Consider the following 25,792-nt stretch of genomic DNA (forward strand, 5'->3'; position numbering starts at 1 on the left):
TCACATCTTTTGTGTTGCATGTCACGCGGAAGGTGTTATGGTTTCGGAGAATAGAAAGGCGCCGCAGGTGAAGCCGGAAGATCGTCAACACGACATCGTCGAGATGCTCGTCGAGGTAGGCTCAGCCTCGCTGGAGGAGCTCTCCCAGCGCTTCGGCGTCTCCAAGATGACCATCCATCGCGACCTCGACGAACTCGAGAAGGAAGGCCTCCTGCGCAAGGTGCGCGGCGGCGCGACCATCGAGGCGAGCGGCCAGTTCGAAAGCGACTTCCGCTACCGCGCCCGCCAGGCGGCCGAGGAAAAGCGGCAGATCGCACGGCGCGCGGCCCGGTTTCTGGAGCCGGGCATGAGCGTCATGATCGACGATGGCTCGACGTCCCAGAACCTCGTGCCCTTTCTCGTCAACAAGCGGCCTCTCTCGGTCATCACCAACAACTTGGCGATCATCGAGGGGTTGTCCGGGGTATCCGGGATCGAGCTGATCACGGTCGGGGGCACCTATTCGCGCAAGTTCAACGGCTTCTTCGGTGTGCTGGCGCTGGCCGCACTCGAGAACCTGCGCGCCGATATCGTGCTTCTGTCCAGCTCCGCCATCGACGGGCGAACGGTATTTCACCAGGACCAGGAGGTCCTCGAGGTCAAGCGCCGGATGATCGCTTCGTCGGCAAGGCGCTTTCTCATGGTCGACCATGAGAAGTTCGGGCGCACGGCGCTGCATCTCATGACCACTCTGGACGTCTTCGACGGGGTGGTGACGACACGGGCCCTGCCCGAGGCGAAGGCCAGGGCGCTGATGGACCAGGGGGTCAGGCTTTATTTCGCGGAAGAGGAGTAGGCATGGCGGATACGCCGCGGGCTTGGATCGGCACAAGCTGGAAGATGACCAAGACACTCTCCGAGGCGATGGCTTTCGCCCGGGGGCTCCTGCATGCGCGGGGCGATCCGCGCATCCAGCGCTTCGTCATTCCTCCCTTCACGGCCGTGCGCGAGGTCAAGGCGGCGCTATTGGAAACCGATATCAAGGTCGGCGCGCAGAACATGCATTGGGCCGAGCCCGGCGCCTGGACCGGCGAAGTCTCCGCCGAGATGCTGACTGACTGCCGCCTCGACATGGTGGAACTCGGCCACTCCGAGCGGCGGGCGCATTTCGGCGAAACGGACGAGACGGTCGGGCTGAAGACGGAGGCCGCGGTGCGGCACGGGCTGATCCCATTGGTCTGTATCGGGGAGACCGCCGAGGACAAGACGGCGGGCCGCGCCGACACCGTGCTCACGACGCAAGTCGAGGCGGCACTTGGCCGGCTTGACAGTGCGCAAAAGATCAGGCCCATCCTCTTGGCCTACGAGCCGGTCTGGGCTATCGGCGAAAATGGCACCCCCGCCTCGCCCGACTATGCCGACAGGCGCCACGCCCTCATCCTCGAGGTGGCGCAGGCCATTGTGGGTCGCCGCCTGCCGTGTCTCTATGGCGGCGGTGTGAACACTGACAACTGCAGCGAACTGATCGCCCGCCCGCATATCGACGGGCTTTTCATCGGGCGCTCCGCCTGGGACGTCGACGGATATCTCGACATTCTGGAGCGTTGTGCCCGTGTCATGTAAGGAAAGGATGGCTCAATGAAGATTGCAGTCGCAGGAGATAGCGCCGGTGCTCCACTTGCCAAGGCACTTGCGGAGCATCTGTCCGGCAAGGACGGGTTCGAGGTTTTCGAGGTGAGCACACCGCCTTCGGGCGACAGTGAATATTACGCCAATCTCTCGGACCGCGTGTGCCAGGGCGTACTCGACGGCACCTATGACCGTGCGATCCTGTGCTGCGGCACGGGCATCGGCGTGTGCCTGTCGGCGAACAAGGTGCCCGGCATCCGCGCGGCCCAGACGCACGACACCTATTCGGCCGAGCGTGCCGCGCTTTCCAACAACGCGCAGGTCATCACGATGGGCGCACGCGTGATCGGGACGGAACTCGCCAAATCCATCGCCGACGCCTACCTTGCCTCCACCTTCGATCCCAATGGCCGCTCGGCCGGCAATGTGAAGGCGATCGACGCACTGGACGCCAAGTATCACCAGAACGCCTGATCCGAGCGTGTTGCCCGCGGTATGGCTGCGGCAAAGAAAACTGTTTTGAAAAGCGGCGCGGCCGGCAGGCCGCGCCGCTCTGCTTTGGGTGCTGGAAGATCGTTGGTTGCGAAGACCGCGCATGGCAGTCGCCATCGTGGTTCGACAGGCTCACCATGAGGGCTCACGTATACACTCAACCTTTCGACCGCAAAGCCAGCAGCGACGCAGGTCTGCCTTCACCCTCATCCTGAGCCTGTCGAAGGGCGAGGGTGAAAGCACGCGCGGACGGTTCCGCCCTGAAGCCTTCCCGACCTACAGCGGCGCAAGGTTGCGCTGGCGCAACGTATCGAGCGTCTCTTCAAGCTCCGATTGTTGGCGCCCCTCCGACCAGCCGAGCACGGTGCCGGCAATCCGCGAGATCGTGTCGAGATCACGCGCGGTAAGGCGCCCCGTCACCGCGAGTGTCGTGCGGCGGAGCACGATGTCGCCGAGATGCACGACCGCCTCGTTCCGCGTGATCCAGGCGATCTCGGCATGGCTGACATCGGGCACATCGTCGAGGAAACGCCGCTCCTCGGCCGACGCCTCCTCCCGCAGGAGTGCCGCGGCAGTGGTGCCGTAGCGCTCGAGAAGGGTTTCCACGCGCCCGGCCGGCAACCCGGTCTCCTTGGCGAGATCGGTCACCCAAAGTCGGCGACCGGCCTCATCCGCCGGATAGTCGCGGCCGCCGCCGATGGGCAATTCGCGCGTCGAGATCCGGCGCTTGCGCCCGAGCCGTTCCAGGACGGAATCGGCCACTTCCTCCGCGAAGCCACGGAATGTCGTCCACTTTCCGCCGACCAGCGATATGACGGGAAAGGGACGTCCGGCCTCCGGCGCGGCAACGGGGGCGGAATGGTCGCGGCTGATCAGCCCCGGCGCCGTGCCGTCCGACGCCGGCAGGGGGCGGATCCCGCTATAGGCATAGACGATCTGCGCGCGGTCGAAAGCCAGCCCGGGTAGAAGCCCGCGCAGACTGTCGAGGAAATAGTCGACCTCCTCGTCCTCGCAGCGGACAGTGTCGGGATCGTCGGCGGGAATGTCGGTCGAGCCGACGAGCACACGGCCGAGATACTCGTAGACGAGGCAGATGCGCCCGTCGTCCGCCTCGAAATAGATCATCCGGCCATCGAGCTGGCGGGCGAGCTCCTCATGGTCGAGCACGATATGGGAGCCCTTGGTCCCGCCGATGAGCTTGCCGGAAATGCCCAGAAGGCGGTTGACGCGATCGATCCAGGGCCCGGCGGCGTTGACGAGGAGGCCGGGCCGGACGGTGAAGGCAGTCCCGTCGGCAGCTTCGAAAGCAAGGATTCCGTCCCGCTGGCCCTTTAGGCTCGTGGCGTTTTGCGCTTCCGACGCGGGATTGGCCGCCAGGCCGTCACGGACCAGCTCCCAGACGAGGCGCTCCGGCGCGGTCACCTTGGCATCGTAGTACTTGCCGGCCGCCACGATCCGGGGAGTCAGCGCCGGCAGCTTCCTCAACGCAGCCGTCCGGCGCCACAGGCTGTGGCGCGGCATCACCTTGCTGCGGCTGCCGTAGAAATCGTAAAGCGCAAGGCCGATCTTGACGAGAACGACACCGCGACTGCGCGGCGCGCTCTTCGCACCGAAGAAGGTCCTCAGCGCCGCCCCGGTCCCCTTCGTCCAGGAAAAGATGGGGATCACCGTCGGCAGCGGTCGCACCAGATGCGGCGCATTGCGCAGCAGAAGGTTGCGCTCGAGCGTCGATTGCGCGACCAAGCCGAACTCGCCCGTCTCCAGATATTTGAGACCGCCATGGATGAGGCGCGACGGCGCAGCGCTCGTGCCGGAGCCGAAATCGTTCTTGTCGACCAGCAGGCAGTCGACGCCCTGCTCGCACAAATCGCGGAACAACCCCGCACCATTGACGCCGCCGCCGAGGATTACGACGTCGAAGGTCTTGTCCGTCCCGCTCGTCAAACCTGTGCCTCCGATCCGAGCGCTTCAAGCTTCCGCCACACCGGACGAAGTGCCTCCACGGCCTCGGCGAAGACGGCATAGCGCCGGTCGTAGTCCGCGTGGCGGTTCATGTCCGGCGAATAAGTCCGGGTCAGCGCCGCAAGGTCGCGCGGATCGTCGAAGGGTGTCTTGAAGAGGCCCACGGCGGCACCGGCGCACAGCGCCGCTCCCCAGGCGGCGGCCTCGCCGGTCCGGTTCGTCGAGACCGGCATGCCGAGCACGTCGGCCATCATTTGTGCGAAATCCGGACTGCGCGACACACCGCCCGTCAGGCGCGCTGCCTCAAAGGGGAAACCGTCCCGCAGCGCATCGACGTGATAGCGGTGGTTGAAGGCGATCCCCTCCAGCACCGCCCTCAAAAGGTCGCCACGGTCGTGCCAGCCGTGCATCCCGAGGAAAGCCCCGCTGGCATTCGCCCCATGGGGAGAACCGAAGAGGAAAGGGTGAAAGAGTAGCGTCGAGCGACGCTCCAAGGCATCGCGGATTTCCGATGCAAGCCTCTCGTGGATGGAGCCGTCGCCGACGCCCGCTTCCGCCCGGCAGAGCGTTTCCAGAAACCAGTCGTAATTGGTGGTCGAGGCCGGTGAAATCGACATGCTGTTCCAGGTGCCGGGCTCGATGCCGCTGCGGCAGAACCAGCGCGGATCCCTACGAGGCCGATCGGACACGATCTCGTTGATCGAGTAGGTGCCGGCCACCACATCCACCACGCCCGCGCGATGCCCGCCGATGCCCAGCGCCGAGGCCGTGACATCGTGCAGCCCGGCCGCGACGGGCGTGCCCGCCACGAGACCGGTCTGTCGCGCGGCCGCCTCGGTGACACAGCCGACGACCGCCGCCGGCGGGTCGATGGCCGGCAGAGCGCCGGCAAGCGCTTCGAGACCGAAGAGCTTCAGTGCGTCCGGTGTGTAGTCCTGCGTCGCAAGCTCGGTGAAGGCGGTGCTGGCTTCGGTGCGGTCCGTGCCGATGGTGTCGGTCAGGCAGAACCGCAGCCAGTCCTTGCAGGCCAGGATATGCGCGATCCTTGCGAAGCGGTCCGGCTCCTCCCGGGCGATCCAGGCGAGCAGTGCCGAGGGCGCTGCGGCGTGCGGTATCTGACCGGTGAGCTTAAGCGCGCGATCGAAGAGATCGGTCTTGGAGTAGTCGGCGACAAGGCCTTCCGCCCGGCTGTCGAGGGAGAGGATTCCCGCGCCAAGCGGCTTCCGGTCGGCATCAAGCAGGTAGATGCCGTCGCCATGCGCCGTGGCGGCGACGGCTGCGATGTCGCTTGCCGGCCGTCCGCTTTCCGCGATCGCTGCTGCGATCGCCTCGGCGGCCGCCGACCAGAGGCCATTCATGTCCCGCTCGACATGGCGTGGGCGTGGGATGTGCTGCGGCACCCGCCGCCGGGCAACGGCGATCTCCGTCCCGTCACTGTCGAAAAGAACGGCCTTTGTTACGGTCAGGCCGCTGTCCAATCCCAGCAGGCTGGGCATCGCCCCCCTCCTTTGCCAGATGGTTTTAGGAAACGGTCCGGATACCGCGGCGCGGAAAGGACCGGCAGACACATACTTACGTGACGGGTGCCACCACCACGTTGATCCCATTGGCCCGCATCCTGTCGAGATGCCGCTCGGGCGTCCTGTCGTCGACGATGACGACATCGAACTCGTTCAGGGACACCATGCCGTAGAGCGCGCGGCGCTCGAACTTGGAATGATCGGCGAGCAGAATGCGCCTTGCCGACGCGTCGAACATCGCCCGCTTGGTGTCGACCATCTCCGGCGACTGGTGGAAGACCATGTCGTCGGTGATCGCTGCCATGGACAGAAAGAGCGTGTCCGCCCGAAGGCGGGAGATCTCGTTCGTGGTCATGCGGCCGATGAAGGCGTTGCACCAGTTGTGAAACTGACCACCGAGCCCGAGAAGGGAGAGGTCGCGAGTCCCCTTCAACTCGTTCATGAGCGTCAGCGAATTGGTGATGATCGTCAGGGGAACCTTCTCCGGCACCAGCCTGGCCATCTGGAGCACGGAGGTGGAATCGTCCATGAAGATCGCCTGGCCCGGCTCGATGAACTGGAAGGCAGCCTCGGCGATCGCCGCCTTTTCGGCCGACTGGCGGACGGAGCGATAGACGTCGCTCGCCTCGATCAGGCTCGTCGGCGCGGCCGACACGATGCCGCGGGTCTTGCGCAACAGACCGCGATCGACGAGATCGTCCAGATCCCGGTGCGCCGTCATCAGGCTGATACCGAAGCGCTCCGTCAAGTCCTCGATCCGCATGGACCCCTCGGCCATGACCGTCTCGGCGATCATCTGGCGACGAGCCAACTGGCGGGCTTGCCGAGAGTCGCTCGGCACTTCCTCGGCCATCAGCCGGTCCATTGCGGGGAGTACGTTGCTTTCGTTCATCAGGCACTGCGCGGTCGGATGGATCGGAGGCGGAACATACGATCTGCCCCATCTGAATGGAGCCCAAAACAGCGTATGGGGTCAAGCTGCTCTAAGATCGTCCCGGCAGGCCTGCAAAGACCCGCCGGGAACTGGGCATCGTTCGCTCAGTTGCTCATGCCTTCGAGAACGAAGGGCGCGGTGTACTGATCGACATTGTCGGGCGTGATCAGGACACAGTCGAAGAGCTGCTTCTCTTCCGCGACCATCGGCTCGCCGTTCTTGATGTAGTGATCGGCCTGGCGAACGGCCTCCTCGGCGAAAACGGCCACCGGCTGAAGTACCGAATAGGCCATTTCGCCGGCCTTGATGGCCTCGACCGCGTCCGGCGAACCGTCGAAGCCGCCGACGATGACGTCGTCGAGCATGTTGGCTTCCTTGAGCGCGGCAATCGCGCCAAGGGCCATCTCGTCGTTACCGCTGATCACGGCGTCGATGTTCGGGTTGGCCTGAATGATCGACTGCATCTTGTTGTAGCCCTGGGTACGGTCCCAGTTTGCCACTTCCTCGGCGACCTTCTCGAGCCCCGGATACTGGCTCAGCACCGTCTCGTAGCCGTTCGAGCGGGTGGCAGCGTTGTTGTCGGCCGGATTGCCGAAGAACTCGACATACTTGGCCTCGTCGCCAACTGTCTGGACCCACTGCTGGGCACCGAGGGCCGCCCCTTGTGCGTTGTTGGAGACGAGCTGGGCGGTTGCCAGGCCGCTCTGGTTGATTTCGGCGTTCACCAGGAAGACCGGAATGCCGGCATCGACCGCCTTGCGCACGGCACCGACCGAGCCATCGGCATTGGCCGGATCGAGGATGATGGCCTTGGCCTGATTGGTGATGGCGGTGTCGATCAGGTTGCTCTCGGTGTTCGTGTCACCCTTGTGCGCGCTCACATTCGCCTCGTAACCGAGCTCTTCCGCCGTGGCCTTGGCGACCTCACCCTCGGTGAACCAGTAGGGGTTGGAGGGATCGGTGACGATGATCGAGATCAGCCCCTGATCCTGTGCCCAGGCGCCCATGGACATGAGGGGGGTTGCCGCGAGCACGGCACCGAACAGCAGGGTCGCTCTTCTTGTAAGCATGGTGTTTCACTCCCTTTGGGTTGTTGGAAAGCCGGTCGCCCGGCCGGACTTTCCGCAAGCGGATTACTCGGAAGCTTTCCCGGTTTGCGGAGAAGGCGTTGCGGCGACCGCCCGGCGGCGGCCGCGGTACTGAATGGAGTTCAGAAGCACGGCCAGAACGATGACTGCGCCGGTGAAAACGGTTTGCCAGTAGGAAGACACGCCGATGATGACGAGGCCGTCGGAGAGGAAGCCAATCACGAAGGCGCCCAGAAGCGTGCCCCGCACGGTGCCGCGGCCGCCCGTCAGCGCCGCACCGCCTATCACCACGGCAGCGATGGCGGTCAGCTCATAGGTGGTGCCCGCCGTCGGGCCGGCGGAGGTCAGCTGCGAGCTGAGGACCAGCCCGGCGATCGCCGAACAGATGCCGGACAGTACGTAGACGGTCACTTTCACGCGCCTCACCGGCACACCGGACAATTCGGCCGCGCGCTCATTGCCACCCGTGGAATAGATCCAGCGACCCAGCGCACTGCGGTTGAGCAGCAGGCTGCAGAGAACGGCGACGGCAACCAGGATGACGACGCCGATCGGCACGCCGAGAAGCCGGTTGAAGCCGAGCCATTCGAAACCGGTGTTGCCGAGTTCGGGACGTCCGCCCAGATTGTTGTAGGTGAGGCCGTTGGTCATCAAGAGCGCGACGCCGCGCGCCACGTACAGGAGGCCGAGCGTGGCGACGAAGGCGGGAACCTTGAAGAATGCGACAAGAACGCCGTTGATCAGCCCCACGAAGGCCCCGACAGCACAGGTCAGGATCACCACGACCCAGACCGGGGGATACAGGATGACGCCGAACATCTCCAGGCTCACGCCCTGCATCAGAAAGCCGGCGACCACCCCGGCGAGCGCTAGTGTCGAGCCGACCGACAGATCGATGCCGCCGGTAAGGATGACCAGGAGCATGCCGAGCGCCAGCAGGCCGAAGATGGCCACGTGCGACGACATGATGAGGAAGTTGTTCACCGAGAAATAGACCGGCGAGAGGATCGAGAAGGTAATAATGATCGCGATCAGCGCGAAGAAGGCCCGCCCTTCCAGGAGCATCTTCACGATGTCGAAATCGGCGCTCCTGATGCCGGCCCTGGCCTGGTTCGCGGCTGTGGTGGTGTCGCTCATAGGGTGACTCCGGTAAGCGTTCTTATATGGCGTTCACGGCCTCGCCGGAGGCTGCCATGATTTCTTCTTTTGACACGTCGCTCGAAAACTCCGCCGAAATCCGGCCCCGCCGCATGACGACGATACGGTGGGCGATGCTCAGGCACTCGCCGACCTCGGATGTGGAGAAGATAACCGCCAGGCCCTGCCGCGCGCCCTCGGCGAGAAGGCGGAAGACCTCGGCCTTGGCGCCGATGTCGATGCCGCGGCTCGGCTCGTCGAGCAGGACGGCCTTCGGGTTGGTGGCCAGCATCTTGCCGATGACGACCTTTTGCTGATTGCCACCCGACAGCGACCCGATCTCGGCCTCCCCGCCGGAGGTCTTGATCGTCACGTTCTTGATCGCGCGCTCGACGAGGGACCGTTCGCGGCGCCGCGAGATGATCGAATTGCGGGTGAAGGCGCCGATGCTGGCCAGCGAAAGGTTCTTGCCGACCGTCATCGTCTGGACGAGACCGTCCCTCTGCCGGTCCTCGGGGACGAGCACCAGGCCCTCCTCGATCCGCTCGGCGATCGACAGTGCAGAAACGTCGTAGCCGAGGAGGCTCACCGTGCCGGAAGAATTGGGCAGGCGCCCGGCGACGCATTCCAGCATCTCGGTCCGTCCGGCGCCCATCAGCCCGTAGATGCAGACGATCTCGCCCGCGCGAACGTCCAGCGACACGCCATCGACGACGTTGCGGCCCTTCCGCACCGTGTCGGGAACGGTCAGGTCGCGGATCGACAAGGCAACCTCGCCGATCCTGTGGCCCTCGGGTGGCGAGCCCAGGTCGAAGTTCTCTCCGACCATGTTGCGGACGATCCATTCCAGGCTGATTTCGCTGCGCGGCGCGCTCGCCGTCATCACGCCGTCGCGCAGCACCACCGCGTGATCGGTGATCTGCAGGGCTTCCTCGAGGTGGTGCGAGATATAGACAATCGAAACGCCGCGGCTCTTGAGGTCGCGCACGACCTTGAACAGCACCTCCACCTCCGAGGCGCTCAGCGCCGAGGTGGGCTCGTCCATGATGAGGATGCGCGCGTTGACAGACAGGGCGCGGGCGATCTCGACGAGCTGCTGCTGGCCGAGCCGCAAATCCTCGACCAGGGACAGAGGATCGATATCTTCCTCCAGTTCGCGCATCAGCGCCCTGGTCTGCTTTTCCTCCTCCGCGTAATCGACGCCGCCCGGCCCCATGATCTCGCGTCCCATGAAGATGTTGTCGCGAACGTTCATGTTGGGCGCGAGGCTCAGTTCCTGGTGAATGATCGATATGCCCAGGTCGCGCGCTTCCGAGGAAGCGTGGAAGGTGACCGGCCGCCCTTCCAGCACGATCTCCCCCGAACTCGGCTGGATGACGCCGGACAGGACCTTCATCAGCGTGGATTTTCCGGCCCCGTTCTCGCCGAAGAGCGTGGTGACCTCGCCGCGATGGACATCGAAATTCACGCCCTTCAGCGCGTGGATGCTGCCGAACGACTTGGCGATGTTGCGCGCCGAGAGAACGACGGATGACGTCTTCTCGCGGACGCCGTTCATGTCGTGCAGCGTCATTGGACGCTCATCTCGACCGGCGTCACGAGCCAGTTCTTCGGATTGATCAGCTTGAAGACTCCGGTGACGGTGATGGTCTTGCCGCTGAGGTTTTCCGTGTCGATGTCGGCCAGGACCTGTCGCTTCATCTCGTTGTTGATGCCGGCGCCGGCGTTCTGATACTCGATCTGGTTGGTGAACTGCCCGAACGAGATCGTGCCGGTCGCATCGCGCAGATCCGTTCCGTTGATCGCCGGACCGGTCTGGACGCGGATCGTCGTCTCCTCGGGGACGCCTTCGACGGCAACCGTGTAGACGCCGGCGCGCTCCTCGCCCGCCACCCCGGTGAACCGCACCGGGACCACGGGGCCGATCCCGTCCCCGACGCCATACTGCTCGCCGGCGGCGCCCGCGTCTTCGGAAACGGCCTCGGCGAGCGTCGGCGCGTCGACGGCGCGGCTCAAAACACTTTCGCGGATCTGCGGGAACATCTCCTCGCCAAAGCGCTCGGGCGAGAAGCTCCCTTCCCGCACGTCTTCCTCCGAGCCGATGACCACTACCTCGGTATCCAGGGCCATGACCCCGACCAGCACGGCGACGGCCGCGGCGCCGAGAACGGCCTTTATGCTGAGGCCGCTTCGGCGCGGCGGTTGCGTGATGTCGGTTTGGGTACTCATGGGGAAACGCTCTATCGACCTGTTTTCAACCTGGGAGGACGCGGGCGGTGCCGACTTGTTGCCCTCGAAGGGTCAAGAATGAAGCGACCAGCGCACGGTCGCCGCCCGGACGCCCGGGCGCGCAGATCTGGACAGCCTATGAAACGGTGAAACCATATTCTCAACTCCTCCCACACAACTCTCTCCGGAAAGTCCGCGTGTCCTTCCTCGGTCGTTACGAACCGGCACCGGCCGATGAAACGAGGTGGCGTGCGCGCACTCCAGTGTTAAGTTTGTGATATCTTATGTGAGGATAGTGTTAGATTTCAAGAGCGCTGTCAATCGCCGAATTGCAGATGAACGCGAATTTCCCACGGGCCTCCTTCCACGCCCTTCCTCGCGAGATCATCCACCCTGCGCGGCGGAATACCGATGGTTCGATACGGGAAAAGCGGTCTAAAAGCCTCGATTTCCGGCAGTCTACGCCGTTTTATGGCGACAGTTTGTCTCAAACTTCGCAGTTTTACGCCCGGAGGATTTTATTCAGACGCGCAGAACCGGCCCCGACAGGAGGCCCCGCCCACCATATGCTTCGACAGCCACCTCTTGTGTGATTTAATTGGCTGTTTTATGTGATGTGAACTAGATTTCTAACATAGCCTGTTACATGGCGGTGACCGTATGGAGCTAAAGCAGGCGCTCTGCGCGATGCGGACGCCGGCAGGCGGACCCGCCGGCCAGGGAGGATGAATTGACACGGATTTTCCACACGGCATCGGCCCGCCTGGAGCGGTATGCGCTCGCTTTTGCTCGCACGTGCGCTCTATCCGTTTGTTTTAGCCGCATTTGCGCGGCGGCAAGTGTTTCCACGTGCCGACAAAATGCTCTAGCGGCCGGCCCGGCCTCGTGTGTTGGAGCGTGCTTGAATGGCTGAGCCGGACATCCTCATCGGCATCGACGCGGGGACGTCTGTCATCAAGGCGGTGGCATTCAGCCTCACCGGTCGCCAGATCGCGGATGCCTCGGTCCTCAATCACTATCGGACGGCAGCGGACGGGTCGGCCTGTCAATCGCTGGAGCAGACATGGGCGGACTGTGCGGCGGCGCTGCGCCAGTTGGGCGAGACGGTCGACGGCCTCGCCCGCCGCACCGCCGCCGTCGCGGTAACCGGCCAGGGCGACGGTACATGGCTGGTGGGTGCGGGAGACCGGCCGGTCGGCGATGCGTGGCTGTGGCTCGACGCGCGCGCCGCGCCGACCGTGCGCCGCCTTGCCGCCGATGCGGCCGACCAGGTGCGCTTCGCGGCGACGGGCACTGGCCTCAACACCTGCCAGCAGGGCGCGCAGATGGCCCATATGGATACTACCGCACCCGAGTTCCTCGACCGGGCGGAAGTCGCGCTCCACTGCAAGGACTGGCTCTATCTGAACCTCACCGGCATTCGCGCCACCGACCCTTCCGAAGCGTCTTTCACCTTCGGCAATTTTCGCACCCGCGCCTATGACGACGCGGTGATCGAAGCGCTGGGCCTAAAGAAGCGCCGCGGTCTTCTGCCGGAAATCGTCGAAGGCACGCAGACCACCCACCCGCTCACGGAGGCCGCTGCGGAAGCGACCGGCCTCAGCGCCGGCACTCCGGTCTGCCTCGGCTATGTCGATATGGTCATGACGGCGCTCGGAGCCGGGGTCCACACGGGAGACAAAAACGCCGCCTGCTCGACCGTCGGCTCGACCGGCGTACACATGCGGGCCGTCCGCGCCGACGCCGTGCACCTCAACAAGGCGCGAACCGGATACGTCATCTGCCTGCCCGTGCCGGGGCTCGTCACCCAGGTGCAAACGAACATGGCGGCGACACTCAACCTCGACTGGGTGCTCCGCGTTGCCGCAGACCTGATGAGCGAAACCGGGCACGAACATTCCTACAAGGATCTTGTCGATCGCATCGAGGGGTGGATGGGCCGCTCGCGCCCGGGCGCCCTGCTCTACCACCCCTATATCTCGGAAGCCGGCGAGCGGGGCCCGTTCGTCAATGCCGATGCACGGGCGGGCTTCATCGGCCTTTCGGCGCATCACCGTTTCTCCGACCTTCTGCGCGGCGTGGTCGAGGGTCTCGGCATGGCGGCGCGCGACTGCTACGCGGCGATGGGCCCGATGCCCGCTGAATTGCGCCTGACGGGTGGGGCGGCCCGTTCCGCCGCACTCCGCTCGGTCCTGGCTGCTTGTGTTGCCGCACCTGTTCTCGTCTCGGCCCGCGAGGAAGCCGGTGCGGCGGGCTGCGCCATGATGGCAGCGGTCGCGACCGGGGTCTATCCGGACATGGATGCCTGCATCGCCGAATGGGTGAAGCCGCTTCTGGGCCCGCCGGAAGCGCCCGATCCAACACTGGTAGAGATTTATGAGGGATTGTTTCCCGCCTATGTCTCGGCGCGCCAGGCGCTTTCTCCCGTTTGGGACAGCCTTGCCGCCCATCGCGCCGCGCTCGGCGCCGACGCACAGGAAGAACAGACACAGATGACGCTCGACGCCGCCAGCAGAGCGCAAAGAGGCTAGGATGAGCAAGCAAGACATGATGGATCTCTTCGTCGTCGGCGGCGGAGTCAACGGCGCGGGGATAGCGCGCGACGCGGCGGGTCGCGGGCTGTCGGTGGTCCTGTGCGAGAAGGACGATCTTGGCGAGGGCACGTCGTCGCGCTCGGGCAAGCTCGTGCACGGCGGCTTGCGCTATCTCGAATACTACGAGTTCCGGCTGGTCCGCGAGGCGTTGATCGAACGCGAGGTCCTCATGAACGCAGCACCGCACATCATCTGGCCTTTGCGCTTCGTGCTGCCGCATTCGCCCGAGGATCGGCCCGCCTGGCTCGTGCGGCTGGGCCTCTTTCTTTACGACCATCTCGGCGGACGCGAGAAGCTTCCCGGAACCCGCACGCTCGACCTGCGCCGCGCACCGGAGGGCGCGCCGCTCCTCGATAAATATACCCGCGCATTCGAATATTCCGACTGCTGGGTGGACGACGCGCGTCTCGTCGTGCTCAACGCGGTCGACGCGGCAGAACGCGGCGCGACCGTGCTGACGCGGACGCCCTGCATTTCCGCGCGGCGGGAGAACGGCGCCTGGACCGTGACGACCCGGAACACGCAAACAGGGGAAACCCGCGAATTCCGCGCGAAGGTTCTGGTCAATGCGGCCGGCCCCTGGGTCAAGGATGTGGTGCAGCGGGTAGCCGGGGCGAACTCGGCCCGTAATGTGCGGCTGGTCAAGGGAAGCCACATCATCGTGCCCAAGTTCTGGGAGGGGGCGAATGCCTATCTCGTCCAGAACCACGACAAGCGCGTCATCTTCATCAACCCCTATGAAGGCGACAAGGCGCTGATCGGCACGACGGACATCGCCTATGAGGGTGCGGCCGAACAGGTGGACGCCGACGAGAACGAGATCGAATACCTGCTTGCCGCGGTCAATCGCTATTTCAAGGAAAAGCTGCGCCGCGAGGATGTGCTGACCGCCTTTTCCGGGGTCAGGCCGCTCTTCGACGACGGCCAGGGCAACCCCTCGGCGGTCACGCGCGACTACGTCTTCGATCTCGACGAAAAGGACGGCGCACCGCTCCTCAACGTGTTCGGCGGCAAGATCACGACTTTCCGGGAACTGGCCGAGCGCGGCCTCGGCAAGCTCAGAGCCTTCTTCCCCCAGATGGGCGAAGACTGGACCGGAGCCGCCTCGCTGCCGGGAGGCGACATCGAGAATGCCGATTTCGAAAGCTTCCGCGCGCGCATCAAGGCTGACTACCCGTGGATGCCGCGCTCGCTGCGCGACCATTACGCCCGGCTTTACGGCACCCGCATATCCTGGATCATCGGCGAGGCGAGGTCTCTCGAGGAGCTCGGCCGTCATTTCGGCGGCGATCTCTACGAGGCCGAAGTGCGATACCTGGCGCAGCACGAATGGGCGATGACGCCGGAGGACGTGCTATGGCGACGAACCAAGCACCGGCTGCACCTTACCGAGACGGAACAGGCCGACTTTGCCGACTGGTTCAGCGCTAAGATGCGGGAGGCCGCCTGACATGCCGCTCACCCTTTCCCTCAACACCAATCCGCTGGTGAACCGCTTCGCCGAGCCGGACGATCTCATCGACACCGTCGCCCGGAAGCTGCGCGTGCGCGATCTGCAGCTCACCCACGAGTTCATCAACCCGTCCTGGCCGTCTTCGCTCATCCGCAGGCTCACGCGGGAGATGGGCCGCGCGCTCGACCGCACCGGCGTGCGCGTCACCTCGGGCATGACCGGCCCTTACGGGCGACTCAACCACTTCGGCCACCCGGACCGGGACGTGCGGCGCTACTACGTCGATTGGTTCAAGACCTTCGCCGATATCATCGCCGATCTGGGCGGAACCTCCATCGGCACGCAGTTCGCCATCTTCACCTATCGCGACTATGACGACCCCGCCCGCCGCGAGGAACTGATCCGGGTCGCCATCGACTGCTGGGCGGAAGTCGCCGAGCATGCCAAGGGGGCGGGGCTCGCCTACGTGTTCTGGGAACCCATGAGCATCGGCCGGGAGTTCGGCGAGACGATAGCCGCGTGCATGGCCCTGCAGGAGCGTCTCTCCGCGGCCAAGATGGCCATCCCGATGTGGATGATGGCCGACATCGATCACGGCGACGTCACCTCGCCCGAGGCGGACGACTACGACCCCTATGCCTGGGCGCGCGCGGTTCCGAAGGTAAGCCCCATCATCCACATCAAGCAGTCGCTGATGGACAAGGGCGGGCACCGCCCCTTCACCGCCGAGTTCAACGCCAGGGGCCGCATCCAGCCCGAGCCCCTGCTCGCGGCCCTTGGCGAGGGCGGTGCCGAGGACAACGAGATCTGCCTGGAGCTCTCCTTCAAGGAACGTGAGCCCAACGACCGCCAGGTCATTCCGCAAATCGCCGAAAGCGTGGCCTTCTGGGCACCGCACATCGACACGGGCGTTTCCGATCTCAGGATCTGAAGGTTGGCGATGCGGTTTCGAACAACCCCGGCGCTACCGGCGTGCCGCAAGACTGCGCTTATCGATAAGCCAAGGCGTTTTTTGAAGCGGTGATCGACAAGCGGCATTGCCGCGCCGCCCATCCGCCCTATCGTCAGGCGGAATTGTTCGCGCACCGTTGCCTTCGATGAAACCGCTGTTGCTGATCCTGCTCGCAGCCGCCTTCCTGTCACTGATCTTCATCATTGCAGGAATGATGCTGGCTCTCTAAAATTGGACAATACCAACCCAGCGACAGTCACCAGCGTCGGAGCGAGGAAGCGGCGTGCAGACGGAGCGTACAAGTTCTGCGGAAAAAGGCGACAACCAAGACGAGTATCGGGCGGGCTTTGCCAGGCGCAGAATGGCCATGTGGGTCGTCGCCCTTCTCCTTGTCATCGCGACCTCGCTGGCTTTCCTGGTCGGGTCCTTTTTCGTCTATTAGCACCACCTCGCCCAGCGCGAGAGCTGCGCCCGACCGTATGCCTGCCTGCGCCAGCATTCCGTCTTCCGGCGGCCGTACGGACCTCGGCGCATGCAATGCCGAGCTGCAATTGCGGGGAAGGTCCGCGAACGAGACCACCGGCATATCGACGAGACGGGTTCTACCTGCCTTGCCGAGCCGGTAGTACCAGCGGTCCTGGGTTGCCGGAACCGATCCGGCCGAAGATATTTGCCCTTCCTGTTACGTAAAAATTCGGGCACGCGCCTCGGCGGAGCCCGGGACACCTTTTGTGGGGAGACAGCACTTGGCTATCATCGCGCAACTCGGCGCTCTGCTTCTCAGCGCCACCATTCTGCTCACAGGAAACGGGCTGCAGACGACGCTCCTGCCTCTGCGGGCTGAAGCCGAAGCGTTTCCCGCCTTGTCGATCGGCTTCATGGGGTCGAGCTATTTCATCGGCTTCGTCGTGGGCTGCCTCACCACGGCGCATCTGGTGCGCCCCGTCGGCCATATACGCGTCTTCACCGCGATGGTCGCCATCGCATCGGTGGTCCCGCTCCTTCACATTCTCACGCTGCAGGAATGGGCATGGTGGATCCTGCGGGCAGTGACGGGCTACTGCATCGCCGCCCTGTTCCTCGTCATCGAAAGCTGGCTCAACGAACGCGCCGACAACACCATGCGCGGAACGGTCTTCTCCGTCTATACGACGCTCACATTCGTCGCGATCATCTGCGGGCAGATCTTGCTGACCTTCTACGAGCCGACGGAATTCACGCTGTTCGCGGTCGCGTCGATCGTCGTTTCGCTGGCGGCCGTGCCGATCGCCCTAACGTCCGCAACCGCACCGGCGCCGCTGGCGACGGTGCGGCTGCATCCAATCCGGCTCGTGCGCCTGTCGCCGGCCGGCGCCGTGGGATGCTTCGCCGTGGGGCTCGTCAACGGCGCCTTCTGGTCGCTTGCACCTATCTTTGCGAGCAGCGCCGGTTTCGACGCAACGGGGGTCGCGACCTTCATCGGCGTCGCCGTGCTCGGCGGGGCGCTCTCGCAATGGCCGTTCGGCCGCCTTTCGGACCGCCTCGACCGACGCGCAGTCATCCTCCTCGTCTCCGGCCTCTCGGTGGCGACGGGCCTCGGCCTGTTTCTGGCCAGCCGGTACTGGAGCCCGGGCGTCCTGCCGCTTGCCTTCGCGTTCGGCGCCTTCTCCTTTCCCGTCTATGCCATTTCCGTCGCCCACGTGAACGACCTGATCACCACCGAGAGCTTCGTCGAAGTTTCCGGAGGACTGCTGCTTCTGAACGGCGTTGGATCGGTACTTGGTCCGGTCGCCGGAGCGTTCGCCATGCGGCTTGCCGGTCCGGGCGCACTGTTCGCGGAAATCGCTCTCGTCTATGTGCTGTTTGCCGCCTTCATCCTCCTGCGCATGCGTGACCAGGCCCGGCCGGCGGAGACGCACAGCGCGGACTTCGTTCCCGCCGTCGACAGCGCGATCGCAGCGCCGGTGGGCTATGACCCGCGAAGCGAAGAAACGCCGGAACCGCCGTTAAAAGAGCCGGAGGAAAGCATCGTGCGATAACGGGGCGACGATGGTGACCCAGGTGCTTTGCATCTTCTGCTGGCCGAAACCTTCAGCTTGCGCTAGATAAAGCGAGATCCTGTGGAAGATTCCCGATGAAACCGCACCTGTTGCGCCGCTGCTTCGTTCTGCTCCTGGCAGTGCTTTGCCTTGGCGTGGATGCACGGCAATCTCCGCCGGACCTCCTTTCACCGGGGGAACCGCGCCTCACCCGCGCCGATCAGGATCTGAGCGCGGCGGTTGTCCGGGAGTCGGGCCCGCGCATCGACGCCCTTTCCCGGCACGAAACGATCCTGGGCGAGAAAAGTCCGGGGAGTGCGGCCGCAATCCCCGCTGCTGCCGTCGTCCTGCCGGAACAGCCTTTCCGGCCCGCACACGCGTTAGGCCTTCCCCGCCGCCATTTTCTTGGCCTCACCTTTTCCCCTCGGGCGAGAGCGCCGCCGCAGCCGGCCTGACAACCCGATATCGATCGGAAGAATACAAGGGCGCCCGTTCACCGGTGCGCCTTCCCAGTCGGCCGCCGTATGGCCGACGCTTTCACCATGTCTGCGTGAATACATAGGAATGCCCATGAAACGGGTTATCACGCCGGGGAGCCTGCTGGGCTTCGTCTCCGTCTCCCTCTTCATGACAACCGAGATCATCGCGGGTGCGGCTGCGGCCGTGTGGTCGCTGTCGGGCCTACTCCATCTCGATTCATTTCCTACCCTCGTCCTGGGTACTCTGATCGGGGTGGCGAGCCTCTACGGTATCGTGAAGAGCACGATCATGGCTTTCGACGCCGAAACGGATTCCGAAAACAACTGAGCACGATGCGGCGAAGCCGGGGATAGCCTCCGCTTCGCCGCGCACGTGGTTGCCCTGCCCTGGATTGCCTTTTCCTCCGCCGGACGGTTACCTCTCATCCGACCGGGTGGTGCGCATAAGGGCGATCGAATGAACTTCCTTCTCGACGGTCCAGAGATTGGAACTGCAACCGTGCTCCTTGCACACGGGGCCGGAGCACCGATGGACTCGGGCGCGATGAATGCCATCGCCGAGGCGTTGGCGGGCGAAGGCTTGCGTGTCGCCCGTTTCGAGTTCGGCTACATGGCCGCACGCCGCAGCGGCGTGCGGAAACCGCCGCCGCGGGCGGAGCGTCTTCTTCCCGAATATCTCGCCGCCGTCAACGCGCTGGACGCTCGTGGCCCATTGATCATCGGCGGGAAATCCATGGGCGGGCGCGTCGCCTCGATGGTCGCCGACGATCTTCACACGGGCGGCAGGATCGCCGGCCTTGTCTGCCTCGGCTATCCGTTCCACCCGCCCGATAAGCCCGCGCAGATCAGAACCGCGCACCTGACCGGCCTCAAGACTCCGACCTTGATCTGCCAGGGAACGCGCGACCAGTTCGGAACGCGGGAAGAGGTCGGCGCGTATGCGCTATCAAATCCGATCGAGCTATTGTGGCTCGAAGACGGCGATCATGATCTGAAGCCGCGCAAGAGGATCTCCGGCTTCTCCGCGGCCGACCACCTGCAAACGATGGCCGAAGCCGTGCACGCCTGGACGAGACGCATCGTTCAGGGATGAGGACCGGATCCGGGCACGGCGCTCCGGAGACTCAGATAATGCGCTTGCGCAGCGTCATCGCGACGAACTCACCGATGATGACCAGCACCAGGATCGCCAAAAGAACCGTGGCCGCCTCCTGCCAGTTGAAGGTGTCGATCGCCCCTTGCAGGATCAGGCCGATGCCGCCGGCACCGACGAGGCCCAGCACCGTCGACTCGCGAAGATTGATGTCCCAGCGCAGGATGCTGACGGCCCAGAAGGCCGGCATGACCTGCGGCACGATGGCATAGAGGATCACCTTGAAGCGCGAAGCCCCGGTTGCCTCCAGGGCTTCCACAGGCTTGCGATCGATCTCCTCGATCGCCTCGCCCAGCAGTTTGCCGATGAAACCGATCGAACGGAACATGATGGCGAGGATACCGGCGACGATGCCCGGGCCGAAGATGGCCACGAACAGGAGCGCCCAGATGATCGTGTTGACGGAGCGGCTGGAGACCAGGATGAAGCGGCCGAGCCAAAGGGTTGCGGCGTTGGGTGTCGTGTTCTGGGCGGCGATATAGGCGACCGGCAGCGAGACCACGACGGCAATGGCCGTGGCGATGGTGGCGATGTTCACCGTCTCCAGCAACACCCACAGGATCTGCGGCAGGTTCGACGTATCGGGCGGGACCATGCGGCCGAGGAGGTCGGCCATCTGCTCTGGCGCGTCATAGACCCAGGGCCAGATGACATCGATGCTTGTGATCGCCCAGACGATAGCCGCGATGCAGAAGAGATAGGCGAGGTAACGCGCGAGGCGCTGGCGCGGCGTGTAGCGCACCCAATCTTCGGGTGTTGCGTCGAGGTCTACCATATGCGTTTCCTGATCTGCCCGCTGACTGCCTCGCTGAAGAGGATCACCGCGACGATGACGATGGTGATGGCGAGTGCGAAGTCGTAGTCGTACCGGCCGAAGGCGTTGGCGAGGGTGGAGCCGATGCCGCCGGCGCCGACAATGCCCACCACGGCCGAGGCGCGCAGGTTGGAATCGAGCTGATAGATGCTGAGCCCGACCTGGCGCGGCATGATCTGCGGGAAGACGGCATAGACGATCGTGGAGAAATAGCCGGCGCCCACCGCCCGCATGGCCTCCACCTGGCCCCAGTCGATCTCCTCGATGCGCTCGGCCAGCATCTTGGCGACGAAGCCGATCGAATAGACGATGAGCGTGAGAACGCCCGCCAGGGGACCGAAGCCCACCGCCTTGACGAAGATGATGGCGACGATGACGGGATGGAAGCTGCGGGCGACGATGATGATGCCCCGCCCCAGGAGGTAGATGGGCATGGGCGCGAGATTCCGCGCCGCCATGAACGCGATGGGGATGGACAGAAGCACGCCGCCGACGGTCGCCAGGATGGCGATCTTCAGGCTTTCCAAAAAGCCGTCGATCAGAAGCCCGCTGCGCTCGAAGCTTGGCGGGAAGGCGCCGCTGAAGATGCGCGTGGCCCGCGTGGCGCCTTCGGTGACGCGTGCCCAGTCGATCGGCAGCATGGTGATGGCCCAGACCACATAGGCGAACACTGCCGCCATCAGCCCGTAGCGCAGAAATGGGTTGGCGATCAGCGGCGGCTTGCGCCACGTTTCGGGAAGCGCGCGGCCGCTCTGCGTGGCGTGGGCGCTCATGCGGTCTGCATCCTCGGATGTGCCACGCCGTCGGCGATCGCACGCTCGTCCGCGGGCGTGCCGGCGTAGATCTCGTCCATGGCCGCACGGTCGAGCGCGGAGGGGCCGGCGTCGAAGATGATGCGGCCGTAGCGCATGCCGACGATGCGGTCGGAATAGGCCTTGGCCTCGCCGACATTGTGGATGTTTATGAGCACGGGCAGCGAGAACTCGCGCGAGAGCAAGCGCAGCAGTTCCATGATCTGCTCGGATGTCTTGGGATCGAGCGAGGCCGTCGGCTCGTCGGCCAGCAGGATTTGCGGCTCCTGCATCAGCGCGCGCACCACACCGACGCGCTGGCGCTCGCCACCGGAAAGCTCGTCGGCCCGCTTGTTGGCGTAGTGGGCGATGCCGACACGGTCCATCAGTTCGTAAGCGCGGCGGATGTCCTTTGCCGGATAACGCCGCATGATGGCGCGCCATGTTGGCAGATAACCGAGACGGCCCGATTGCACGTTCTCCATTACGGTGAGCCGGTCGACCAGATTGAAACTCTGGAAGATCATGCCGATCCGCCGCCGCGCTGCCCGCAGCTCACGACCGCGCAGGGCCGTGAGCTCGACACCGTTCAGCTCTACCCTTCCCGCCGTCGGCTCCACCAGCCGGTTTATGCAGCGCAGGAGCGTGCTCTTGCCGGCCCCGGAGGCGCCGATGACCGCGACGACGCTTTCGCCGGGCACCTCAAGGTCGAGCCCCTTGAGAACCGGCTCACCGTTGCCGTAGCGCTTCACCAGCTTTTCGATCTTCAGCATGCAAGGGGCTCCGCGAAGTTATGGCGCGGCCACCAAGGGCAGCCGCGCAGTATAGCAGATCGTTTGCTATTCCTTGGCAAGGTCCTGAGGCGTGTAGCGAACGCCGTTGGCCTTCTGGATCTCGCGGATCACTGCCCAGTCCTTCTCGTAGGTGACCGGCACGAACTTGCTGACGCCCGTGAACTCCTCGCCGAGCGCGGTGCCCTCGAAATCGAAGGAGAAGAAGGCTTCCTTGATCTTTTCGACGAGCTGCGGGTCGAGATTGTGCGCATAGGTGTAGGAGGTCGTCGGGAAAGGATCGGATTCCCAGACGATCTTGACCTCCTCCGGATCGTAGAGGTCGCGATCAGCCATGCGCTCCACCACTTCCGACGCCACCGGCGCGGCATCGTAGTCGCCCGCCACGACACCCAGCATGGACTGGTCATGGGAGCCGGAATAGGTGACCTCGTAATCCTCGTCCGGCACCACGCCGAGCGAGGGGAAGAGGGCGCGCGGCGCCTGATTGCCGGAGTTCGAGGTGGGCGACGTGTGGGCGACGCGCTTGCCCTTGAGGTCGGTCATCTCGTCGATGCCGCTGTCCTTGCGCGTATAGACCTGCAGGGTGTAGCCGAAGCGCCCGTCCTCCGAGCCCATGATGGCGAAGGGCACCGCACCCGCCAGGTTGACGGCGAAAGGCGTGGGGCCGGTGGAGAAGCCGGCGATATGCAGCCTGCCGCTGCGCATCGCCTCGACTTCCGCCGAATTGGACTGCACGGCGAAGAACTGGACGTCCTTGCCGGTCACATCCTCCAGATGTTCGATGAAGGGATCCCAGATATCTTCGTAGATCGCGGGATCCTCGACCGGCGTATAGGCGAAGACGAGCGTGTCGGGATTGACCAGTGCCGACGGATCGGACGGTGTATCGGCCACCAGGTCACCGTTGGCGTCGCAATAAGCGGCGTCGAGTTGCCCGCGGTTGGGGCAGTCCTGCGCCTGTGCGGGCGCAGCCAGAAGCAGCGCCGAAAGGCCAAGCGCGGCCGTGCCCAGACGGCCGAGGCAAACGGTAGGGGATACCGCGTAGGTCATGTCGTTTCCTCCCTGAAAGCGCGCGGCGGCTACCGTGCCGCCTGCTGACCGAACGTATCGGCGATCTGTGGTACTTTGCAATAGTCTCTGGAGAAAAATGGTAGACCCCTCGAAATTTCCCCGCATAAGCGCTACAAATTGTGGAAGTTTGCACAACTTTGGGAGGAGGTAATGGTGGTGGACGAAGCCGAAGCAGCGCGACCTGCACGGGACAGGGAGGCGGCGCCTCTCCCGCTCTCGGCGATGGGAAAGGAGCAGCTTCGGCGGATCGCGTTCGTCCTCACCGATATCGACGATACGCTCACCAACGACGGCCGGCTGCCGGGTATTGCCTACAGCGCGCTGGAACGGCTTTCCGAGGCAGGGCTACGAGTCATTCCGGTGACCGGTCGGCCGGCAGGCTGGTGCGATCTCATCGCCCGGTTGTGGCCGGTGAGCGCCGTCATCGGCGAGAACGGCGCCTTCTATTTCGCGCGCCATCCGGCGGGCGGAATGCACAGGCGTTTTGCGCGGCCGGCCCACACGCGACAGGAGGACCGCAAACGGCTCGACAGTCTCGCGACCACCATCCTGTCGACCGTGGAGGGCGCGCGCCTTTCCGCCGACCAGGCGTTCCGCGAAGCGGATCTGGCGATCGACATCGCCGAGGACGGGCCGCACCTGACCAAGACCGCGGTCCGGCGCATCGTGAACTGTTTCGAGGCGGCCGGCGCGATGGCAAAAGTGTCATCCATCCATGTCAATGGTTGGTTCGGAAACTATGACAAGCTGACGATGGCGCGCCGCCTCTTCGAGGAAATGTACGGGATCGACATCGACCGGGAGAACGGGAGGGCGCTGTTCGTCGGCGACTCGCCCAATGACGCGCCGATGTTCGGCTTTTTCGCCAACAGCGTGGGCGTGGCCAATTTCGCGGCGTTTTGCGACGAGGTGGAGACGCCGCCGAAATACCTGACGCTTGCCGCCGGAGGCAGCGGTTTTGCGGAGCTCGCCGAAGCCATCCTGGAAGCGAGGGAGGGCTGATGACACGTCTGCGCAAGCGGGACCGGCAGGAGCAGATCCTTCTCGAACTGCGCCAGCATCCGCATGTGCGCACGTCCGATCTCGCCCTTCGCTTCGGCGTCTCGACGGAGACGGTCCGCCGCGACGTGGAGGCCTTGAGCGGAAAAGGCCTTCTCCGACGCGCCTATGGCGGGGCGGCGGCCGCGCCCATGGGCGCCCAGCCGCCTTTCGGCGAGCGCGACCTCGCCCGTATAGACGAGCGGGCGCGCATCGGCAGGAGCGCGGCCGAGCTGGTGAGGCCTGGCGAAGTGCTCATGATCGACGCCGGCTCGACCACGCATCAACTGGCGCTGGGGCTGGCGGAGAGGGGGCGGGATCTCACCATCCTGACGAACAGCCTGGCGGTGGCGACGGCGCTCGGGCGGAACAAGACGTTCCATATCGTTTTGTGTCCCGGCGACTTCATGGGCCCCGAGGCCGCCGTTTACGGCCCGGAGACCCTGGATTTCCTTAGCCGGTACAACGCCAACCGCGCCTTCATCGGCTCCAGCGGCCTGACCGCCAAGGGAATCACCGATGCGAATCTCGCCGCCGTCGCCGTCAAGCGCACGATGATAAGACAGGCGCGGGGAACGTTTCTGCTGGTCGACCACTCCAAGTTCGACGTCGAGCTCGTGGCGACGGTCGAGCCGCTTTCGATGCTGCAGGGGGTCGTGACCGACATGCAGCCGCCCTTTCTTCTGCGCGAAGCGCTCCACCGAGCCAATGTGCGGATCAAGCTTGCGTGATACCGGGGCAGGCCGCCCGGCAGCGCCGGTCCGGTAACGCCCCGGCACGCACGGTCCTCAGCGCCTGCCGTATTCGTCGTGACGACGCCACCAGACGCCGGTCTCGTTGCGTCCCCTGGGCGCACGGTCGAGCCACTGGTACATGCCCCAGAGCCCGTCCAGCCCGCGCGCGTACGTGGAGTAGGTATGGTAGACGGCGTCGCCTTCGCGCACGAACGCGCTCATGCCGGGCCTGTCCCGATGGAATGTCGCCACATCGGTGCCGCACATGGCGGCGATATCGGCTTCCGCGCTTTCGCCGCCACCCTCCTGGCCCGGGCGCCACGCAAACGCGGCCTCACGCCGATAGTTGTATTCGACGTCTCCCTCGCGCTGTTGCGCCTCGGAGAACCAGATATTGAAGTCGGCGTTGAAGTCGCTGCCGTGTGAGGAGGCCCAGGGAAATGTCCATCCCATGCGCCGCTTGTACGCCTGCAGCTTGACGAGCGGTGCCCGCGATACCGCCGACAGGGTGACATCGTGGTTCGCCAGATGCACCGCGATGCCGTTGAAGCCGTCGGCGATCGACGAGCAGGACGGACAGCCGGCCTCGTAGTCCGTCCCGAACATGAAATGGTAGACGAGAAGCTGCGAGCGCCCGCGGAAGAGGTCGGCCAGCGAGGCGCTGCCCTCATCGGTCTCGAAGCGGTAGTCCTTGTCTATGCGCACCCACGGCAATTCCTGCCGCTTCCGCGCCAGCGCATCGCTGCGGTGCGTCAGTTCCTTCTCGGCCTCGAGCAGTTCGAGCCGTGCGGCAAGCCACTCTTGGCGTGTTCCGTTCATGTGAGTCGTCATCGATTTTTTCTCCTTCGGGTGTCCCTTGCCGCTCGCGTCGTTCCTGACACGATGTGCTGGTTGGTGGACACGAGATAGGTTAGGACCAGCGAAGCGGAGG

The 25,792-nt window shown here is 64.7% G+C and carries 24 protein-coding genes; 12 read left to right on the forward strand and 12 right to left on the reverse strand.

What is annotated here, in order from left to right:
* Positions 1 to 67: 67 nt before the first annotated feature.
* From SIN08_RS20670 to SIN08_RS20680, 3 genes are read left to right on the forward strand one after another with little or no spacing between them, the layout of a single operon-like run.
* A complete protein-coding gene (locus SIN08_RS20670; RefSeq protein ID WP_322453713.1) occupies positions 68 to 835 on the forward strand; it encodes a DeoR/GlpR family DNA-binding transcription regulator in 768 nt (255 codons plus the stop codon).
* Positions 836 to 837: 2 nt separating this feature from the next.
* Positions 838 to 1,602, forward strand: a complete 765-nt coding sequence (locus SIN08_RS20675) for a triose-phosphate isomerase (RefSeq protein ID WP_322453502.1) — start codon at positions 838 to 840, stop codon at positions 1,600 to 1,602.
* 15 nt (positions 1,603 to 1,617) lie between these two features.
* Entirely contained in the window at positions 1,618 to 2,082 is a 465-nt protein-coding gene (locus SIN08_RS20680; RefSeq protein WP_322453503.1) for an RpiB/LacA/LacB family sugar-phosphate isomerase, read from the forward strand.
* Between the two features lie 294 nt (positions 2,083 to 2,376).
* Here the strand turns inward: SIN08_RS20680 and SIN08_RS20685 are convergent, their stop codons facing one another.
* From SIN08_RS20685 to SIN08_RS20715, 7 genes are all read right to left on the reverse strand, one after another.
* Complete coding sequence (locus SIN08_RS20685; RefSeq protein WP_322453504.1) at positions 2,377 to 4,044, reverse strand: glycerol-3-phosphate dehydrogenase/oxidase; 1,668 nt, start codon at positions 4,042 to 4,044, stop codon at positions 2,377 to 2,379.
* Positions 4,041 to 5,558 carry an FGGY-family carbohydrate kinase gene (locus tag SIN08_RS20690; protein ID WP_322453505.1) on the reverse strand — a complete coding sequence of 506 codons (1,518 nt, stop codon included), beginning with the start codon at positions 5,556 to 5,558 and terminating at the stop codon, positions 4,041 to 4,043. The genes SIN08_RS20685 and SIN08_RS20690 overlap by 4 nt, the downstream gene beginning before the upstream one ends.
* Before the next feature lie 76 nt (positions 5,559 to 5,634).
* A complete protein-coding gene (locus SIN08_RS20695; RefSeq protein WP_322453506.1) occupies positions 5,635 to 6,474 on the reverse strand; it encodes a DeoR/GlpR family DNA-binding transcription regulator in 840 nt (279 codons plus the stop codon).
* A gap of 146 nt (positions 6,475 to 6,620) precedes the next feature.
* On the reverse strand, positions 6,621 to 7,586 hold the full coding sequence (locus SIN08_RS20700) for a D-ribose ABC transporter substrate-binding protein (RefSeq protein WP_322453507.1): 966 nt from the start codon (positions 7,584 to 7,586) through the stop codon (positions 6,621 to 6,623).
* Positions 7,587 to 7,649: 63 nt separating this feature from the next.
* Complete coding sequence (locus SIN08_RS20705; protein ID WP_322453509.1) at positions 7,650 to 8,741, reverse strand: ABC transporter permease; 1,092 nt, start codon at positions 8,739 to 8,741, stop codon at positions 7,650 to 7,652.
* A gap of 22 nt (positions 8,742 to 8,763) precedes the next feature.
* Positions 8,764 to 10,299, reverse strand: coding sequence for a sugar ABC transporter ATP-binding protein (locus SIN08_RS20710; RefSeq protein ID WP_322453714.1), 1,536 nt, complete (start codon positions 10,297 to 10,299; stop codon positions 8,764 to 8,766).
* Positions 10,300 to 10,310: 11 nt separating this feature from the next.
* Positions 10,311 to 10,970, reverse strand: a complete 660-nt coding sequence (locus SIN08_RS20715) for a DUF2291 domain-containing protein (RefSeq protein WP_322453510.1) — start codon at positions 10,968 to 10,970, stop codon at positions 10,311 to 10,313.
* A 905-nt stretch (positions 10,971 to 11,875) separates the two neighbouring features.
* Between SIN08_RS20715 and SIN08_RS20720 the strand changes: the two genes are divergently transcribed.
* From SIN08_RS20720 to SIN08_RS20750, 7 genes are all read left to right on the forward strand, one after another.
* Positions 11,876 to 13,501, forward strand: coding sequence for an FGGY-family carbohydrate kinase (locus SIN08_RS20720; RefSeq protein ID WP_322453511.1), 1,626 nt, complete (start codon positions 11,876 to 11,878; stop codon positions 13,499 to 13,501).
* 1 nt (position 13,502) lies between these two features.
* Positions 13,503 to 15,014 (forward strand): glycerol-3-phosphate dehydrogenase, encoded by a 1,512-nt coding sequence (locus SIN08_RS20725; RefSeq protein WP_322453512.1) that lies wholly within the window; start codon positions 13,503 to 13,505, stop codon positions 15,012 to 15,014.
* Between the two features lies 1 nt (position 15,015).
* Positions 15,016 to 15,948 carry a sugar phosphate isomerase/epimerase family protein gene (locus SIN08_RS20730; RefSeq protein WP_322453513.1) on the forward strand — a complete coding sequence of 311 codons (933 nt, stop codon included), beginning with the start codon at positions 15,016 to 15,018 and terminating at the stop codon, positions 15,946 to 15,948.
* A gap of 304 nt (positions 15,949 to 16,252) precedes the next feature.
* The gene (locus SIN08_RS20735; RefSeq protein WP_322453514.1) at positions 16,253 to 16,411 is read left to right on the forward strand and encodes a hypothetical protein; all 159 of its coding nucleotides are present in this window, start codon (positions 16,253 to 16,255) and stop codon (positions 16,409 to 16,411) included.
* Positions 16,412 to 16,715: 304 nt separating this feature from the next.
* Positions 16,716 to 17,987 carry an MFS transporter gene (locus tag SIN08_RS20740; RefSeq protein WP_322453515.1) on the forward strand — a complete coding sequence of 424 codons (1,272 nt, stop codon included), beginning with the start codon at positions 16,716 to 16,718 and terminating at the stop codon, positions 17,985 to 17,987.
* A 570-nt stretch (positions 17,988 to 18,557) separates the two neighbouring features.
* Complete coding sequence (locus tag SIN08_RS20745; protein WP_322453516.1) at positions 18,558 to 18,794, forward strand: hypothetical protein; 237 nt, start codon at positions 18,558 to 18,560, stop codon at positions 18,792 to 18,794.
* Between the two features lie 129 nt (positions 18,795 to 18,923).
* Positions 18,924 to 19,559, forward strand: coding sequence for an alpha/beta family hydrolase (locus SIN08_RS20750; RefSeq protein WP_322453517.1), 636 nt, complete (start codon positions 18,924 to 18,926; stop codon positions 19,557 to 19,559).
* Between the two features lie 31 nt (positions 19,560 to 19,590).
* Here SIN08_RS20750 and phnE (SIN08_RS20755) read toward each other — a convergent pair whose 3' ends face one another.
* From phnE (SIN08_RS20755) to phnD, 4 genes are all read right to left on the reverse strand, one after another.
* Entirely contained in the window at positions 19,591 to 20,394 is an 804-nt protein-coding gene (gene phnE / locus SIN08_RS20755; protein WP_322453518.1) for a phosphonate ABC transporter, permease protein PhnE, read from the reverse strand.
* Positions 20,388 to 21,206, reverse strand: coding sequence for a phosphonate ABC transporter, permease protein PhnE (gene phnE / locus SIN08_RS20760; RefSeq protein ID WP_322453519.1), 819 nt, complete (start codon positions 21,204 to 21,206; stop codon positions 20,388 to 20,390). The genes phnE (SIN08_RS20755) and phnE (SIN08_RS20760) overlap by 7 nt, the downstream gene beginning before the upstream one ends.
* The gene (gene phnC / locus SIN08_RS20765) at positions 21,203 to 21,997 is read right to left on the reverse strand and encodes a phosphonate ABC transporter ATP-binding protein (protein ID WP_322453520.1); all 795 of its coding nucleotides are present in this window, start codon (positions 21,995 to 21,997) and stop codon (positions 21,203 to 21,205) included. Before phnC ends, phnE (SIN08_RS20760) begins: the two co-directional genes overlap by 4 nt.
* A gap of 66 nt (positions 21,998 to 22,063) precedes the next feature.
* On the reverse strand, positions 22,064 to 23,068 hold the full coding sequence (phnD, locus tag SIN08_RS20770; protein WP_322453521.1) for a phosphate/phosphite/phosphonate ABC transporter substrate-binding protein: 1,005 nt from the start codon (positions 23,066 to 23,068) through the stop codon (positions 22,064 to 22,066).
* Between the two features lie 171 nt (positions 23,069 to 23,239).
* Between phnD and SIN08_RS20775 the strand changes: the two genes are divergently transcribed.
* Positions 23,240 to 24,091, forward strand: coding sequence for an HAD-IIB family hydrolase (locus SIN08_RS20775; RefSeq protein ID WP_416208109.1), 852 nt, complete (start codon positions 23,240 to 23,242; stop codon positions 24,089 to 24,091).
* Positions 24,091 to 24,858, forward strand: coding sequence for a DeoR/GlpR family DNA-binding transcription regulator (locus SIN08_RS20780; protein ID WP_322453522.1), 768 nt, complete (start codon positions 24,091 to 24,093; stop codon positions 24,856 to 24,858). The genes SIN08_RS20775 and SIN08_RS20780 overlap by 1 nt, the downstream gene beginning before the upstream one ends.
* Before the next feature lie 57 nt (positions 24,859 to 24,915).
* Here the strand turns inward: SIN08_RS20780 and SIN08_RS20785 are convergent, their stop codons facing one another.
* Entirely contained in the window at positions 24,916 to 25,692 is a 777-nt protein-coding gene (locus SIN08_RS20785) for a DUF899 domain-containing protein (RefSeq protein ID WP_322453523.1), read from the reverse strand.
* Between the last annotated feature and the right edge of the window lie 100 nt (positions 25,693 to 25,792).

Origin of the sequence: Chelativorans sp. M5D2P16 (genome assembly GCF_034427935.1) — a bacterium.
Classification (GTDB): Bacteria; Pseudomonadota; Alphaproteobacteria; order Rhizobiales; family Rhizobiaceae; genus Chelativorans.